The sequence below is a fragment of the Stenotrophomonas sp. 63632_Sma genome (genome assembly GCF_056482875.1).
The window spans coordinates 2,436,014-2,452,812 of sequence record NZ_CM151220.1; the positions used below are offsets into that span (position 1 = coordinate 2,436,014).

At 66.2% G+C, this 16,799-nt stretch carries 14 protein-coding genes; 9 read left to right on the top strand and 5 right to left on the bottom strand.

From position 1 onward, the window contains the following. The first annotated feature begins 47 nt into the window (after positions 1-47). Positions 48-1,712, top strand: coding sequence for a tyrosinase family protein (locus ACZK45_RS11355; RefSeq protein WP_478444658.1), 1,665 nt, complete (start codon positions 48-50; stop codon positions 1,710-1,712). Between the two features lie 53 nt (positions 1,713-1,765). On the opposite strand, the gene ACZK45_RS11360 is transcribed toward ACZK45_RS11355, so the two are convergent. Both ACZK45_RS11360 and ACZK45_RS11365 read right to left on the bottom strand, forming a co-directional pair. Continuing rightward, positions 1,766-2,662, bottom strand: coding sequence for a tyrosine-protein phosphatase (locus tag ACZK45_RS11360; protein ID WP_125894799.1), 897 nt, complete (start codon positions 2,660-2,662; stop codon positions 1,766-1,768). A gap of 17 nt (positions 2,663-2,679) precedes the next feature. Then, positions 2,680-4,968: a TonB-dependent receptor gene (locus ACZK45_RS11365; RefSeq protein WP_185749967.1), complete on the bottom strand. Its 2,289-nt coding sequence runs from the start codon at positions 4,966-4,968 to the stop codon at positions 2,680-2,682. Positions 4,969-5,091: 123 nt separating this feature from the next. Between ACZK45_RS11365 and ACZK45_RS11370 the strand changes: the two genes are divergently transcribed. Next, entirely contained in the window at positions 5,092-5,748 is a 657-nt protein-coding gene (locus ACZK45_RS11370; protein ID WP_478444659.1) for a TetR/AcrR family transcriptional regulator, read from the top strand. A gap of 47 nt (positions 5,749-5,795) precedes the next feature. On the opposite strand, the gene ACZK45_RS11375 is transcribed toward ACZK45_RS11370, so the two are convergent. Beyond that, complete coding sequence (locus ACZK45_RS11375; protein WP_125894805.1) at positions 5,796-6,050, bottom strand: hypothetical protein; 255 nt, start codon at positions 6,048-6,050, stop codon at positions 5,796-5,798. Positions 6,051-6,276: 226 nt separating this feature from the next. Here ACZK45_RS11375 and ACZK45_RS11380 point away from each other — a divergent pair, with 226 nt between their 5' ends. The 3 genes from ACZK45_RS11380 to ACZK45_RS11390 all read left to right on the top strand — a co-directional run bounded on the left by ACZK45_RS11380 (position 6,277) and on the right by ACZK45_RS11390 (position 9,760). After that, on the top strand, positions 6,277-7,236 hold the full coding sequence (locus ACZK45_RS11380) for a cation diffusion facilitator family transporter (protein WP_478444660.1): 960 nt from the start codon (positions 6,277-6,279) through the stop codon (positions 7,234-7,236). A gap of 72 nt (positions 7,237-7,308) precedes the next feature. Beyond that, positions 7,309-7,935, top strand: coding sequence for a DNA-3-methyladenine glycosylase (locus ACZK45_RS11385; protein WP_478444661.1), 627 nt, complete (start codon positions 7,309-7,311; stop codon positions 7,933-7,935). Positions 7,936-8,050: 115 nt separating this feature from the next. Next, positions 8,051-9,760, top strand: a complete 1,710-nt coding sequence (locus ACZK45_RS11390) for a sensor domain-containing diguanylate cyclase (RefSeq protein WP_478444662.1) — start codon at positions 8,051-8,053, stop codon at positions 9,758-9,760. Positions 9,761-9,837: 77 nt separating this feature from the next. Here ACZK45_RS11390 and ACZK45_RS11395 read toward each other — a convergent pair whose 3' ends face one another. After that, complete coding sequence (locus ACZK45_RS11395) at positions 9,838-11,781, bottom strand: MacB family efflux pump subunit (protein ID WP_478444663.1); 1,944 nt, start codon at positions 11,779-11,781, stop codon at positions 9,838-9,840. A 2-nt stretch (positions 11,782-11,783) separates the two neighbouring features. After that, positions 11,784-12,965 (bottom strand): efflux RND transporter periplasmic adaptor subunit, encoded by a 1,182-nt coding sequence (locus ACZK45_RS11400; protein WP_197615911.1) that lies wholly within the window; start codon positions 12,963-12,965, stop codon positions 11,784-11,786. A gap of 236 nt (positions 12,966-13,201) precedes the next feature. Here ACZK45_RS11400 and ACZK45_RS11405 point away from each other — a divergent pair, with 236 nt between their 5' ends. The 4 genes from ACZK45_RS11405 to ACZK45_RS11420 all read left to right on the top strand — a co-directional run bounded on the left by ACZK45_RS11405 (position 13,202) and on the right by ACZK45_RS11420 (position 16,733). After that, the gene (locus ACZK45_RS11405; RefSeq protein ID WP_478444664.1) at positions 13,202-13,768 is read left to right on the top strand and encodes a hypothetical protein; all 567 of its coding nucleotides are present in this window, start codon (positions 13,202-13,204) and stop codon (positions 13,766-13,768) included. A 53-nt stretch (positions 13,769-13,821) separates the two neighbouring features. Beyond that, on the top strand, positions 13,822-14,538 hold the full coding sequence (locus tag ACZK45_RS11410) for a response regulator (protein WP_164162198.1): 717 nt from the start codon (positions 13,822-13,824) through the stop codon (positions 14,536-14,538). A 3-nt stretch (positions 14,539-14,541) separates the two neighbouring features. After that, entirely contained in the window at positions 14,542-15,618 is a 1,077-nt protein-coding gene (locus tag ACZK45_RS11415; RefSeq protein WP_253143205.1) for an ATP-binding protein, read from the top strand. Positions 15,619-15,806: 188 nt separating this feature from the next. Continuing rightward, positions 15,807-16,733, top strand: a complete 927-nt coding sequence (locus tag ACZK45_RS11420) for an ABC transporter six-transmembrane domain-containing protein (RefSeq protein WP_006369083.1) — start codon at positions 15,807-15,809, stop codon at positions 16,731-16,733. Positions 16,734-16,799 lie beyond the last annotated feature (66 nt).

Sequence of the window (16,799 nt, forward strand, 5' to 3'; positions counted from 1 at the left end):
GTGATTTGTAACCCAACGCGGTTCAACCAATCACCAGGGGGAAGGCTATGCGCTACACACGTCGTGATTTTCTTGCCACCACCGCCAGCGCTTCATTGGCGTCACTGGTAGCACCCGGGGCCTGGGCCAGCGGTGCTGAGCCGGCCGGCAAGGCCGCACAGGCACGCTACCACCGCTACAACGTCACCAGCCCCGAAGGCCAGCGCATGCTGGCCAGCTATGCACGCGGCATCAAGGCCATGCTGGCATTGCCGGCAGACGATCCACGCAACTGGTTCCGCAACGCCTTCGTGCACCTGATGGACTGCCCGCACGGCAACTGGTGGTTCTACGTCTGGCACCGTGGCTATGTCGGCTACTTCGAACAGACCATCCGCACGCTCAGCGGTGATCCGCAGTTCGCCATGCCCTACTGGGACTGGACCGAGCTGCCACGGATTCCCCCGGCGATGTTCGACGGCGTATTGACGCCCACTGACAGCGCCTACGCGCCGTATACGCGCAACCTGGCGGTCTTCACCCGGTTCATGCGCCCGGCGTTGCAGCGCTACTGGGACACCCTGGATGCAGGCCAACGCGGCCAGCTCAAGTTCCGCGGCTACCTCACTGCAGACGATGTCTGGAACGATGTGACCGGCTACAGCGTCGCGGAAAAGACCGGCATCTCGGGCAATGCGGCCTATGCGATCACCTGCGGCGCCCGCTACCTCTGGCGCGAGAATCCCGGCTTCGATGCAAAGACCGCTTCGGCCGTGTCTCCCGACACCATCCACGCGGGGCTGTCGCCGGTCGAGTTCTACAACGACGATGTCAGCCGCAGCTTCACCAGCTCACGCACCGCCTCGCATGTGGTGCAGCCAGACGGCGCCACGAAATTCTCGGTACTGGAAGGATTCCCGCACAACAAGGTGCACAACTGCATCGGTGGCGTCGGCGCGGTCGATCCCGGCCCCTACGGCAACATGACCAACTTCCTGTCACCACTCGATCCGATCTTCTACCTGCACCACGCCAACATGGACCGCCTGTGGGATGTGTGGAACCAGCTGCAGCAATCCCGCGGCAAGCCGATCATGCCCGTCAATGTCGACCAGCGGCGCCAGTTCATGAACGAACCGTTCCGCTTCTTCGTCGATGCACAGGGCAAGCCCGTTGGCGAGCGTCCGGCCAGTGCGTTCTTCTCCACCAGGGCCTTCGACTACGACTACGTCTACGCGCGCCGCAACGACATGCTGGAGGCGGTCACGCTGCCAGCAGCTGCCGGCGCGGTGCGGCTGGTGCGCGGCACACGCTCCGATGGCGCCGTCCGCGTGGCTGTCCCCAATGAGGCGGTGCGCGCGCACCTGACCACATCGGGCCCGCGCCAGTTGATTGCCGAAGTGACCCTGGAGCGACCACGCGGCTTGAACAATACGCGCGAGTTCGACGTGCTGATCAACGCACCGGCGGGCACCGCCTCCGTGGCGGCCGACAGTCCGTACTACGCCGGCACCGTATCGTTCTTCGGGCCGACCATGGCCGGGATGGATCACAGCCACCCAACCACGTTCGCGGTGCCGCTGCCGCAGAAACTGGGGGCCCTGCAGGCACTGAATGCCGCCGATGGGGGAACGACCACGCTGGAGATCCGCCTGGTCGCATCGTCCGGCCAGGCACCGCAGACATTCCCGGTACTGGATGCCGCCATCCTGGTAGCGCCGCCGCAGCCGTGATGACGCACGGCAGGTGCCGGGCTGTCCGGCACCTGCCTTCAGCCTGGCAGTCTTCAGCCAGCCTGCCCCAGCCGTACCTTCAACTGCTGGATCTCCTGCTCGCTCACTCCGATCGACTTCAGGTACCCTTCCGCACCACCATACTGGCTGTGCAACGCCGCCAGGAACTGCTCCATGTTGTCCGGTGCGGTACCGGACATGCCAGCCATCTTGCGGGCGATCTCGGGGTTCTGCTTGATCAGCGCCATGATCTGCGCGTTCATCGCACTGTCCTTCGGCTGCCCTTCCAGATAGTGCGCGGAGATCGCGTAGTTGTGCACGATCTCTGCCTTCGGCACACCCGCCAGGTCCAGCAGCAGGCCAGCGATGATGCCGGTGCGGTCCTTGCCGGCCGTGCAATGGAACAGCACGGCACCGTCCTGCTGCGCGGCAATGCGCTGGAACACCTGCTTGAACTGCGGCTGGCTGTGCCCCAGCCATTGCACATAGGCCTCGCCCAGCGTATCCGGGAAGCTGGTCATCATCTTCTGCAGGTCCATCTTCTCGGTGCCCATCAGCGAAATGCGCTGGTAGGCAAAGCGATCATCCTTGGCCAGCAGGTCCGGCGACTGCGCCTCTTCATCGGCGGTACGCAGGTCGATATCCAGCTTCACGCCGGCCGCGGCCAGGTCATCACGGTCGGCATCGGTGAGGCGGCCGAGGTCTGCGGTGCGCACGAACGCATCGGCCGGAATCGGACCGTGGCGGCCCTGCAGGCCGGCGAAGGTACGCACGTTCCAGGCGCCCTGCAGCGGGATCACGCGCTGCGCATCGGCAGCGACGGGCTTCACGTTCGCAACGGCCGTCGGCTTCGCGGCGGCGGCCTGCGGCGCATCAGCGGCAACAGCCGTCGCGGCCATCGGCAGGCTGAGCATCACGGCCAGGACAAGTTCGGTAGAGCGGTGCTTCATGGAATTCTCCGTTCGAATCAGAAGTTGACGGCCATTTCCAGGCCGAAGGTACGCGGATCGTTGAAGATGCCGCTCTGGCCCAGCGCCGCGCTGTTGATCTTGTAGAACAGGTGCTGCTCATCCAGCAGGTTGCGTGCCCACAACGAGAACGACATGGTGGTGCCAGTGCTGTTGACCGGCACATCCACCAGCGCCACCCGTGCGTTCACCACGAACGAGCTGTCGGTCAGCATCTGGTCGTACTCGCTGGTGTAGTAGCCATCGGACCAGTTGCCGTCCACATGGAACTTCAGTGCCGAGAAGTTCGCGAACGGCACCAGGTAGTCGACCGACAGGCTGCCGGCGTTCTTCGGCGCCAGCAGCGGCTGGACCGTTACCTGCACCCCTGCACCGAACGGGTCCGACGCGGTCTGCGCGTCGATCTTCGTATAGGCGTAGTTGAGGCCGAGGGTGAGGTTGTCTACCGGCATCACGTTGAACTCCAGCTCCGCGCCGCGCGACTTGCCATCGCTCAATGCATTCGTCGTGACCATGGTGGTGCGGGTTTCGCCGCTGTTCGGGTCGAACGGCAGCGAGAAGTCCATCTGCTTGTGCGCGATGGTCGAATCGAACACCGCCAGGTTCAGGCGCGCGCGGTTGTCCCAGAACTGCGATTTGAAGCCCAGCTCATAGGCCGTCACTTCTTCAGGACCGAACGCGCTGTAGTTGGTCGAGCGCGAGTTGGCACCGCCGGCCTTGAAGCCGGTGCTGTACTTGGCATAGACCATCGCGTGCTCGCCGAGGTCGTAGGCGATATTGACCATCGGGTCGAAACGGCTCCAGCGATCCTTGAACGCAAGGTTGGTCGCCGCACCATTGACGATGTACAGGCTGCCCTTCTTGTCATCGCGGGTATAGCGGCCACCCGCTGTCAGGTGCAGCCGCTGCATCGCTTCCGGGGTCCACGTGGCCTGGCCGAAGACGCCCAGGCTGTCGGTCCAGGCCTTGCTGGCGCGATCGATGCGTACCCGCGAGAGATCCAGCGGGTTGGTCGCCGGATTCACGGTGTAGCTGTTGCCACCCGGCCCCCAGACCAGCATGTTCGGGGTCTGCGCATTGTCACCAGCGGTCTCGTGGTAGTAGAACGCGCCACCGAGGAACTGCACCTGCGAGGTGTTGCCGATGAGCTGGAATTCCTGGCTGTACTGGTGCTGGTAGACCTGGGCCAGGCTGTAACGCCCGAAGGGCGTACCGGCGCCACCATAGGCCGAAATCGCATCGACCAGGCCCATGTCGAACTGGCCCTGGGTGAGTTCACGGTAGGAACTGATCGACTTCAACTCCAGGTTGTCGTTCAGCGTCCACGACAGGTTCAACAGATGGCCACTGGTCCGTCCGATGTTGTCTTCCTGCGGCCCGCCCAGGATGGCGCTGTCGCGGCGATCCTGGCTGGCGCCGGCCTTCTGCAGGGGGCTGAGGTAGGCGCCTGGCACCAGCACCTGAGTGTGATATGGCGTGGTGGCATCATAGGAGCGATCGAACGCGTACAACAAAGAGAAGTCATCGCTCGGCTGCCACAGCGCACTCAGGCGGGCGCCGCGCTTGTCGTAACTGTTGAAGTCACGCTCGCCGCGCATCGGATTGTCTGTGGTGCCGCCACGCTTGGCCTGCACGGCGTCGATCTTGAAGCTGACATCGCCCACCTTGGGCAGATCCAGGTGCAGCGCACTGTTGTAGCCGCTGAAGTTGGACACGCCCGCGCTGACGTTGCCGCCAAACTCGCCGGTCGGCGCCTTGGTGACGATGCTCACCGCGCCGCCTTCGGTATTGCGGCCGAACAGCGTGCCCTGCGGCCCCTTCAGCACTTCGATGCGCTCCACGTCGTAGAGCATGCTGCCCAGGCCCTGCGCGCGGCCCATGAACACCCCGTCGACGTAGATGCCGACGCCGGCATCGCGGGCCGGTTGGTTGGCGTCGCCGGAGGCACCGATGCCACGGATGCCGATGTTCAGCGCAGAACTACGGGTAGCGAACGGCGTGACCCGCAGTGATGGGATGGAGCCATCGGACAAGTTGCCCAGCGAAATCGCGCTGCGGTCCTTCAGCGCTTCGGCATCGACCACCGATACCGAGATCGGGGTCTCCTGCAGGTTGGTGGCGCGTTTCTGCGCAGTCACCATCACCTGGTCAAGGGCGACCACGGTGCGCGCGGCATCGGCGGATGCCTCGGCGTCGGCGCTGGGACTGTCTTCGGCATGGGCCAGCGCCGGCAGTGCGGCGGCAATGGCGAGGGTGAGCAGCGGGCGGTGCAGCAGGGCGTGGCGCATCGGACTCATTCGCGGAAGGAGAAGGCCGGCGCAGTCTGGGAGGCGGGAATTACAAATGAATGACCGTTCATTCACACCTTTTGTGACGTACTATCCCGCCTCTGGACGCCCCGACTTCATGCAATGACGCCGAAAACCGCCCTAGCCGCACCCGCTGACGCCCCTGCCGCCGCCCATGCCGAAGCCCATGCCGAAGCCCAGCGCCGGCGCATCCTCGACGCCGCCCAGAAGTGCTTCATCACCCGTGGTTTCCATGCCGGTTCGATCGGCGATATCGCTGCCGAGGCCGAGATCAGCCAGGGGCTGATGTACCGCTATTTCGCCAACAAGCGCGCCCTGATCCTGGCCCTGATCGAGCGCCAGCTGCGCCACGACCAGGCCTCGATCAGCGAGATGCCGGTGGCGTCCGATCTGATTGATGGGCTGCTGGAGTGCTACCAGCAATGGGCGCGCGGCGAAGTGCTGCCGATCCACGGCAATGCCATCGCCAGCGTGGCCCTGTATGCAGAGATCAATGCCGAGGCGCATCGCGACCCGATGCTGGCCGAGGTGCTGCGTACCCATGACAAGCAGACCAGTGCCGCGATCCATGCCTGGTTGCGCCAGCGCGATGCCGATCAGGGCCGGATCGTGGACGAGGAGCAGATTGCAGGCCGCACCCTGCTGCTGCGGCTGCTGGTGGAAGGTCTGGCCATGCGCGCCGTGCGCGATCCGGACCTGCCGCCGGAGCGGGTGCGGGCGCTGCTGGCCGATGCGATTGGTCGTGTGATGGCGGATTGAACGGTAGTGCCGGCCGCTGGCCGGCACCCCGGGCAAAAACGGTGGTATCAGATGAAGAAACGGGCGGGCAGAGCCTTATGCACGGCCTTCGCGCGCTCGCCGAAGTACCAGGTCGCCAGCGCGAGGAACCCGATGACGATCAGCAGCCCGTATCCAGGGCGTCCCCAGCTTGCGATCGGGACTGCGCTTGCCGCTACGAAAAATTTGCCACCCGCAGCGAGCAGGAGGGTGTTGGAGATCCGCGCGACGCTGGCGCAGAGCAACAGACTGAGGAGGGCGGACCAGGAAAATTTGTGATTCATCGAAGTCTCTTCAGGTTACGGAGAATAGTCAACGTCGCTTCGAACACGGTTGGCCACGAGGACTGACCCCAGCGTAGGGCCTGGCGTCTGCAATCCTGCCTCCTAACCGGCTTGATCGCAGCGGCAGTTGGGCGCCTGCCCGGCCCCGGCACATCGGACACGTGCACATCTCGGGGACATGCCCGTCCGCAAGATCAGGCATCCACCTGCCCTCCCCCTTGCCTTGATGTCTGCCCCCACCGGTTCCCGTCTGGTCATCTACGCCGCCCTCGCGGGCAACCTGGCCATTGCCATCGCAAAGTTCATTGCTGCCGGCATCTCCGGCAGCTCGGCCATGCTCAGCGAGGGCGTGCATTCACTGGTCGACACCCTCAATGAGGTACTGCTGCTGTACGGCCTGCGTCGTGCAGGCAAGGCCCCTGACCCGGTACATCCCTTCGGCTATGGCCGCGAGCTGTACTTCTGGAGCTTCATCGTCGCCCTGCTGGTGTTCGCGGCTGGTGCCGGCGTCTCGGCCTACGAGGGCATCCAGCACATCCGTCGGCCGGAACCGGCCAGCAACCACGCGCTGAGCTACAGCGTGCTGGGCATTTCCATCCTGTTCGAGGGTGCTTCCTGGTGGGTAGCGCTGCGGGAATTCCGGCGTACCAAGGGCAAACTCGGCTACTTCGAAGCATTCCGCCGCAGCAAGGACCCGTCCACCTTCACCGTGTTGCTGGAGGACAGTGCCGCCCTTCTGGGCCTGGGCTTCGCGCTGATCGGGCTGCTGGCCGCCCAGCTGCTGGAAATGCCGGTGCTTGATGGCGTTGCATCACTGTGCATCGCCGGCGTGCTGGCCGCAACCGCCTTCCTTCTGGCGCGTGAGACCAAGGGCCTGCTGGTCGGAGAGCCTGCCCACCCCGCGGTGGCCGAGCGAATCATGGCGGTGGCCGAAACCGATCCGGACCTGCGTCGCGCGAACGGCGTGACCACCATGCAGATGGGGCCGGAACAGGTCGTGGCGATGCTCAGTGCCGAGTTCGAGGACGATCGGCGGACCCCGCAGATTGAAGCCTGCATCACCCGCATCGAAACGGCGGTGAAGCGGGAGTATCCGGAACTGGTTGCACTGTTCATCAAGCCCCAGACGCCCGAAGTCTATGCCGCGCGGCGCGCGGCACTGGCCGCGCCGCCTGCGCCGGAATGATGCTGCGTCTGCGCCCGTTTCACCTGACCGATGCCACAGTGCCACCGTCTTTCACCCGAGCCTGCCACTACCGTGCCGGACTGGTTGCCCGCTTCACTGCAGATCCTTCCGCGCCGCTTCTACCAGCGCCCTTCGACCGACGTTGCGCCCGAGCTGCTCAACAAGCTGCTGGTACGCAACGATGGTCGCGCGGCGCGCATCGTCGAGGTCGAGGCCTATGCCGGCAGCATCGATCCGGCCGCGCACTCCTATCGCGGGCAGACGCCACGCACCGCCAGCATGTTCGGTGAGGCCGGCCATCTGTATGTCTACTTCACCTACGGCATGCACTGGGGCAGCAACGTGGTCTGCGGCGAAATCGGCGAGGGCGTCGCCGTCCTGCTGCGGGCCGCCGAGCCGATGGCGGGGCTGGAACGAATGCGCGAACTGCGCCCGGCGGCCCGACGTGACCATGATCTGGCCAGCGGCCCCGGCAAGCTCTCGCAGGCCTTCGGGCTGGACCGCGGCTTCGATGGCGCAGACCTGGTGACCGGCAGCCACGGCATTGTCATTGCCTGCGATGGCGTGCCTCCCCCCGAGGATCCGGTGGTCGGGCCCCGCATCGGCATCACCCGTGCGGTGGACTTTCCCTGGCGTTGGCATGTTCGCGACCACCGTCACGTTTCGGTGCGCCCCTCGCGCGGGCCCCGCAACCCCTGACCGGGACGCGTCACGTCGGCGTCACCCCGTCGTGGCGATACATAACGCGCTACGCACTAGCGTGGTGCATGACAGCCGCCGAAGCCGCCCTCGCCCCCCAGCCTTGAAACGCGCCATGGACGAAGCCGAACGACTGCTTGAACTCGACCGCCTGCATCTGCTCGATACACCGCCAGAGCCCGTTTTCGATGCGATCGTCGCCGCCGCGCGTGCCGCTACCGGCATGACCATGGCTCTGATTTCAGTTGTTGCCGACGAGCGCCAGTGGTTCAAGGCCAACATCGGGCTGGAAGGTGTCAGCGAGACCGCACGCGAGATTTCTTTCTGCACGCATGCGATCCAACAGGATGAGCTGTTCGAAGTTCCGGACGCGCGCCAGGATCCGCGATTCTCCACCAACCCGCTGGTGACCGGCGGCCCGCGCATCCGCCACTACGCCGGCATCTCGCTGGGCTCGGCGCACGGCGCTCGCATTGGAACGTTGTGCCTGCTCGACCCGATGCCGGGCGTTCTGTCTCCCTCGCAGCGCGAATTGATGGTGCATCTGGCCCGGGTCACCACCCAGGTGCTGGAGCAGCGCAGCACGCTGATGGCCCAGGTCGGCCAGGCCAAGGCCCTGCATCGTGAGCTGAAGCGCAGCGAGGACTTCCTGGAGCGCACGAACCGCGCGGCCCGGGTGGGTGGCTGGGAAATGGACCTGGTCAGCAACGAGGTCCGCTGGACCCGCGAAACCAAGCAGATCCACGGCGTGCGCAGCAACTTCGAACCGACGCTCGAAACTGCGCTCTCGTTCTATCGCGAGGACAGCCGAAACATCATCCGCACGGCGGTGCAGCGTTGCATCGATGAAGGCACGTCGTGGGAGGTGCAGCTGCCGATGACCACCGCCGACGGACGAGCCATCTGGACCCGCGTGGTTGGAGGCCGGCAGCAGGTCGATGGCCGGCCGCGGCTGGTCGGGGCCATACAGGACATCACCGAGGAGCGCGCCGCGCTGGATGCACTGGAAGCCAGCGAAACCCGCTACCGGCGGTTGTTCCACTACAGCCTTGGCCTGATCTGCACCCACACGCTGGAGGGCGTGCTGACCTCGGTGAACCCAGCGGCCGTGCAGTCACTGGGCTTCGATGAGAGCTACATGATCGGGCGCAGCCTGTGTGACCTGATGCCGCCGGAGAAACGCGCCGCCTTCAAGGCGTATCTGGAACGCATCGCAGTCAACCACACCGATGCCGGCGTCATCGAGCTGATCGCCGCCGATGGTACCCGGCATTTCTGGGCGTATCACAACGTGCTCGACAACGAGGCCACCCCACCCTACGTGCTCGGCCATGCGCAGGACGTCACCGCACTGCGGATGCAGGAACAGCAGTTGCGCGAGATGTCCTTCAAGGATCCCCTCACCCAGAGCTACAACCGCCGCTTCCTGCCCCGCCTGGACGAACTGATCGACCAGCCTTGGGCCTGCCTGATGTTCGATCTGGATCATTTCAAGCAGATCAACGACACCCAGGGCCATGCACGGGGTGACACGGTGCTGGTCGAGTTCGCCGCCTTCCTGCGCGCTCCACTGGGGTCAATGGAAAGCGTAGTGCGTATGGGTGGCGACGAGTTCATGGTGGTGCTGACTGCACCGGAACCGGGACGGCTGGCCGCGCTGGAGCAGTGGTATGCGCAGCATGCCGGGCAGTCACCCACGCCCTTCTCGCTGGGCGCGACCCACCATGCACCCGGCGAGACGGTGGCCGACACCCTGCAGCGCGCCGACAGCCGCCTGTATCGCGAGCGTGCACGCGTGCGCACGCATCCGCGTCCCTCATACTGAGGCTGCACCTGTGGAGCCAAAGGCAACGGCTCCTGCCGTTGCCTTCGGCTCCACAAATGCCCGCACCGGGCCTGCGCCTACTCCGCTGCCAGCGCCTGGATCGGGTCCAGTTGTGCCGCGCTGCGCGCCGGGAAGTAGCCGAAGCCAAGCCCGATCGCAGACGAGCACGCCAGCGCGGCAAGCACCGGGCCCGCCGTGAACAGGAACGGCACACCCAGCGACAGCAGGCTGGACAGCGCACCCACGCCGAATGCGAACAGCACCCCCAGCACGCCACCGAACAGGCAGATCAGCACGGCCTCGATCAGGAACTGGCGCAGAATGTCGCCCTGCCGCGCGCCCACCGCCAGCCGCACGCCGATCTCGCGCACGCGCTCCTTCACCGAGACCAGCATGATGTTCATCACCCCCACCCCGCCGACCACCAGCGCCACCGCCGCAATCGCCGAAACCAACGCGGCCATGGTCTGGCTGGACTTCATCACCGCCTTGCGGATCTGGTCGGCGTTGTAGATGAAGAAGTCACGACGGCCATGCAACCGCTCCAGCTCGGCCCCCAGCGAGGCCTCGGCGGCGTTGGTGGGCACGTCGTCGCGCACACGCACCGTGATGCTCTCCAGGCGCTCGCTGCCCAGCAGCCGCGAGGCCGCCGAGGTATACGGCACGTAGACCGTCGGGGTTGCAACGCCAGCGAACGCATTGGCCCCGACCACACCGATCACCTCCACCGGCATGCCGCCCAGCAGCACCGTGCTGCCAATCGGGCTGTCGCTGAACAGCGCTTTGGCGGCCTTCTGGTCGACCACGCCCACGGCACGGTGCGCATGGACTTCGGCGTCGGTGAAGAAGCGGCCGGCCTTCAGCCGCAGCCCACGCACGCGGGGCATGTCGGCCCCCACGCCCAGCACCTGGGTGTTGGCACGCCGGTTGCCCTGCAGCGCTGCCACCGATCCGCTCAGGTTCGGGCTTACGCTGTCCACGTAACTCAATGCCGCAAGATGGTGCGCATCGCCCACCACCAGCGTCTCGATCTCCGCCGAGCGCGGGTCACCGAAATCCGAGCCCGGGAAGATCTCCAGCGTACTGGCGCCCAGTTCGTTGATCTGTGATTCGACCTGCGCCTGTGCACCCTTGCCCAGCGCAACCACAGTCACCACGGCCGCTACGCCGATGATGATGCCGAGCATGGTCAGCAGCGTGCGCAGGCGATGGGCCAGCATCGAGCGCACGGCCATGCGCGCGGCTTCGCGAACTGCGTCCATGCGTGCGCGGCGCTCGGTGACCGGCGACGCGCCGCGTTCGGTCCCGGGAGTTTCAGCCACAGCACGCGATCCCCGCTCGCCGCGGTCGGCCACCACCCGGCCGTCAGCGATCTCGATCACCCGCGCCGCGTTGGCGGCGATCGCTGCATCGTGCGTCACCAGGATCACCGTGTGGCCCTGTGCATGCAGGCGCTTCAGCTCGGCCATCACCTGCTGACCACTGGCGTGATCGAGCGCGCCGGTGGGTTCATCGGCCAGCACGATCGCGCCGCCGTTCATCAGCGAACGGGCAATGGACACGCGCTGCTGCTGGCCGCCGGACAGCTGGCTCGGCCGGTTCGCCATGCGTTCGCCCAGCCCCAGCGTTTCCAGCAGCGTGCGTGCACGGGCAGTGCGCACGTCCGCCTCCACGCCGGCATAGACTGCCGGCAGCGCCACGTTCTCGGTGGCACTCAGGTTCTCCATCAGGTTGTAGCGCTGGAAGATGAAGCCGAAATGCTCGCGGCGCAGGCGTGCCAGCGCGTCCGGCGCCATCTGCTCGGTGGCCTCGCCGTTCACCCGATAGCTGCCGTCGGTCGGCCGGTCCAGGCAGCCAAGGATGTTCATCAACGTGGACTTGCCCGAGCCCGAGGGGCCGATGATGGCGATGAACTCGCCGGCATCGATGCGCAGCGAAACGTCTTTCAGCACCACCACCTCGCCGGCAGCGGAGCGATAGGCGCGCGATACGCCATGCAGTTCCAGCAGTGCGTCGGCCATGCTCACATCCCCAGCAGGCTGGTCGGTTCGGATTCGCCGCCGCTGGGCGCCTGGCCGACCACCACGTTCTCACCCTCGCGCAGGCCGGACAGGATCTGCACGGCGGTGGCGGTGCGCAGGCCGGTCGTCACCGCACGTTCCTGGGCGCGGCCCTTGGTGTCGAGCACGCGCACGGTTCCACGGCTGCCGTCCTTGCCATCCGAATCGGTCAGCGCCGTCAATGGCACCTGCAGCGCGTTGGCAACCCGTGCCAGCTGCAGGGTCACCTTCACCGTCATCGAGGGCTTCAGCTTCAGGCCGGGATTGGCCACGTCGAACAGGCCGGCGTAGTACACCGCCTTCGGCGTCTGCGCAGAGCCACCCGCATTGCCGGTGGCGACGTCGGCAATCGAGGACGGCGCCGGTTCCAGCTGCTGCAGGTGGGATTCATAGCGGCGGCCGCTCGGCCCCAGTGTCGAGAACCACAACGGTTGCCCCGGTGCCACCAGCTCGACGTCGGCCTCGGCGATCTCGGCGCGCACGGTCATCGTATCCATCTGCGCCAGCATCACGATGGTCGGCGTGGTCTGCATCGAGTTCAACGTCTGCCCGGCCTTGGTGACGATGGCCACGATGTAGCCGTCGCTGGGCGACACAATGCGGGTATAGCCCAGGTTGATCCGTGCGGTTTCGACCTGGGTCACGGCCTGGTCGATCTGCGCCTGCAGCGCGGCCACCTCTGAGCGTGCCGCATCGCGTGCCACGCGTGCGGCTTCGAAACCTTCCTGTGACACCAGGCGCGACGCCACCAGCTGCGACTGCCGCTGGTAAGCGCGACTGGCCTGCGCATAGCGAGCCTCGCTGGCGGCATGCTGGGCACGCAGCGTATTGGTAGCCGCCTCGGCGCTGCGCAGTGCGATGCGCTGCGGCTGCGAATCGACCTCGGCGATCAGATCACCGGCTTGTACGCGCTGGCCCAGCACCACATGCAGGCGCTTGACCTGGCCGGACACCTGCGCACCCACCGCCACCAGCTCCTTGGGATGGACCCGGCCGACCGCCTGTACGGTCTTCTCCAGATCCGCCACCCTTGCCGGCGCAGTGATCAGCGCGGCATCATCGCCGCCGGCGAACGCCCACCATCCAGCGCCGGCGGCCAATGTGGCCACCGTAGCGGCAATGATCCAGGTCCTGCGGTTGCTCATCGAAACGCCCGGCTGCGTGCAGTCGCCCAATGCGACCGCCGAAACCGCAGTCTGGAAGCCGCGGATGGACGTTTCTTGGAGCCACTGTGGAGATTGCATGGAGGCGCGGCAGCCGTTCAGGCACCAGCCCCGCGCCTGAATGCTGCAGCCTGCGTCCACGCAATCTCGACACAATCTCGACCGAGTCTCCATCAACGGTCGCTAGCCTCGTCGGCCTCGCCGACTGCCCGCCTGCCGTGTCCCTTTCCCATCCAGACCTGCCACCCATCGATGTGCGCCGTGCCTACCTGGCGTGGAGTGCGCCTTCGCCGTGGTTGATCGCCGTCGTGTTGGCATCGACCACCAGCTGGATGCTGGCCGCGCCGGATCCGTTACCCCCGCTGCTGGCGGGCTTCGGGGCCGCCGCCCTGGTGGGGTTCCGCAGCGATGGGCCCGGTGGCACCGGCCGTTCCGGCGCTCTCGCGTCACTGGCGCTGATTGGTCTGGCGGTCTGGGCGGCAACGCACCCGGTCGCCGACGTCACCCTGCATCTGCTGCTCGCCCTAGCCACTCTCGTGGTCGTCGCCCTGCTGGCACTGCGCCTGCGCGCCATCTTGGGCATGGCCTCGCGGCTGCAGGCCCGGGTAAACACCACCCCCATGGCATCGCGCTGGAGCAAGCTGCCGGCGGCGGTGTCCACCCTGGTGCTGCAGCAGCTGCGCGGCCCAGGTGCAGTGGAACCCAGCCTGCAGCGCACGCTGGTGCTGGCCACCCTGGCCTGGGCTGCCAACGAAGAGGCGCAGGACATGCAGTGCCGACGATGACCCTGCCCCTGATCCCGCCCTTGCCCACCCTTGCCCCGAACCCGCAGCACGCGATGAAACACGATCTCCGTACCCGACAGGCACCCTTGGTGCTGATTGCCGAAGATGAGGGCGAAATCGCTGACATCCTCAGTGCTTACCTGGCCCGTTCCGGCCTGCGCAGCGCCCGCGCCGCCGACGGTGAGGCGGCACTCGCCAGCCACCGCCAACTGCGTCCGGACCTGGTGCTGCTGGATGTGCAGATGCCAAAACTGGATGGCTGGCAGGTGCTGAGCGAACTGCGACGGATCGGCAACACCCCGGTCATCATGCTCACTGCGCTCGACCAGGACGTGGACAAGCTGACCGGCCTGCGCGTGGGCGCCGACGACTACGTGGCCAAGCCATTCAATCCGGCCGAGATCGTCGCCCGCATCCAGGCCGTGCTGCGCCGGAGTTCCCGGCCCCTGGTCGAAGCGCCCAACGGACTGATCCGCCAAGGGCCCTTCGAGATCGACCTGCGCAGCCACGAGGTGACCGTGCGCCATGGCGAGCAGGTGCACGAGCTGAACTTCACCCTCACCGAGTTCCGGCTGCTGGTGCACATGGCGCGTGCGCCACGGCAGGTGCATGCGCGGGCCGATCTCCTGCATGCCTGCCTGCCCGAAGGCGATGCGCAGGAACGCACCGTCGACAGCCATGTCAGCAAACTGCGGCGCAAGCTGGAGGATGTCGGCGTGATCGGCATTCCCGCCACCATCCGCGGCGTCGGCTACCGCTTCCTGGACTGAATGATGAACCCCAAAGGCAAGAGCATCGGCCGCCAGATCACGCTGTCCATCACGGTCGCCTCGCTGTGCTCGACGGTGCTGTCGATCAGCGGCTTCTACCTGTTCTACTACCTGATGGAGGTGTTCTACCCGCGTTGGTACGACGAGCCGGAAACGATCATGCCGTCCGGGCTGGAATGGCTGTGGATCGGATTGACCGCCACCGTGGTCGTCATCTTCGCCACGCTGGTCGCCTCGCGCCTGACCCGGCGCATCATCACGCCGTTGAACTCGGTGGCCGAAAGCCTGCGCCGGGTCGCCAGTGGCGATCTGGAAGCGCGTGCACGCGGTGGTGATACCACGATGGCCGAAGCGGCCACGCTGGTCAGCGATTTCAACTCCATGGCAGAACGGCTGAGCCGGATGTCCGAGAACCGGGTGTTCTGGAACGCGGCGATCGCGCATGAACTGCGCACGCCGATGACCATCCTGCGCGGCCGCCTGCAGGGCATCGCCGAAGGCGTGTTCGAGCCGGGCCCGGAGCAGTTCAACAGCATGCTCACCCAGCTGGAAGGCCTGACCCGCATCATCGAGGACCTGCGCGTGGTCAGCCTGGCCGAGAGTGGCCACCTGGATCTGCGCCTGCAGCGCAGCGATGTCAGCGTGCAGGTGGCCGCGGTGGTGGAAGCCATGTCCGAGGCACTGAACGAAAGCGGGTTCTCGGTAACGCTGGACGCACGGCCGTCGCTGGCGGATTGCGATCCTGCACGCATCCGCCAGGCGGTGCTGGCGCTGCTGGAGAACGCGCGTCGCCATGCCATTCCCTGCCCGCTGCGGGTGTACGTGACGCTGGCCGAAGGCCATTGCACCGTCACGGTGGAAGATGGCGGCCCCGGTGTGCCGGACGACCTTCGCGACAGCATCTTCGAAGCCTTCCAGCGCACGGATGTTTCCCGCTCGCGGCAGAGTGGTGGCTCCGGGCTTGGCCTGGCCGTGGTGCGTGCGATTGCCGTGGCCCATCACGGAACAGCGCTATGCCGGGCCACCGAACGTGGTGGCAGTGCCTTCGAAATCCGCTGGCCGGTGCATGCCCGCCGTTGAGGCGGTAGACACTGCCCTGGTAGCGGCCCACCTTGGTGGGCATTTGCATCGCTGAACGCCGCCGGCTTCTCCACGCAATCTCCATCGATCCTCCATGCCCGCTCCAAAGGGCTGCAGATACTGGGCGCGATCCGGGAGATGGCAGGCATCCGTCCCCTGCCCTGACTCCGACCCACCCAGGCATCCCCATGAAACCCCCACACGATCCGGCGGCCGCCGCCGGCAGCATCGGCCAACAGAACGCGGCCGCCACGCTCAAGGCCATCCTGCGAACCTATCCGTGGCAGCTCACCGGCACCTTTTCGCTGGTGGCGCTGGAAAATGCGCTGCTGCTGGCCTATCCGCTGTTTGCCGGCTTCGCGGTGGACGCGATCATCCGCGGCGACATCGGCCACGCCATCTCCTACGCCGGCGTGGTGCTGTTGTTCTGGCTGGTCGGTGCCGCCCGCCGTGCGGTCGATACCCGTACCTTCACCCGCATCTATGCCGACCTGGCGGTGAATGTGGTACAGGCACAGCGCAGGCTGGGCCACGCCACCTCCACCTCGGCCGCACGCGTGGTGCTGGCCCGCGAGTTCGTCGACTTCTTCGAGAAGCACGTGCCGATCATCGCCACCGCGCTGGTATCGATGTTCGGTGCGGCGGTGATGCTGCTGGTGATCGAACCGCTGGTGGGCGCAGCGAGCCTGATCGCGCTGCTTGGCGCAGTGTTGCTGATGCCGTCGTTCGCACGCCGCAACGAGCAGCTGCATGGGCGGCTGAACAACCGGCTGGAACATGAAATCCGACTGGTTGACCGGGTCAGCCCCTCGGTGTTGCGTCGCCACTACACCACGCTGTCGCGGCTGCGCATCCTGCTCTCCGATCGCGAAGCGGGTGCCTTCGTGGTCGTTGGCGCAGCGGCAGCGGTACTGTTCGCGCTCACCATCGGCCGTCTCGCCACCACCGATGGGGTTACCCCGGGCCATGTGTATGCAGTGATGACCTATCTGTGGACGTTCGTCGGCAGCCTGGATGATGCACCGTCGATGGTGGATCAGCTGGCGCGGTTGAAGGACATCGGCCGCCGCGTCAGCCCCGGCATGGAAGATGCGGAGCACAAGGACGCCGCTTGACCGGTAGATGCCCACCTTGGTGGGCAACGATGTATCGCGGCGCCAACCAAGGTTGGCGACTACCGG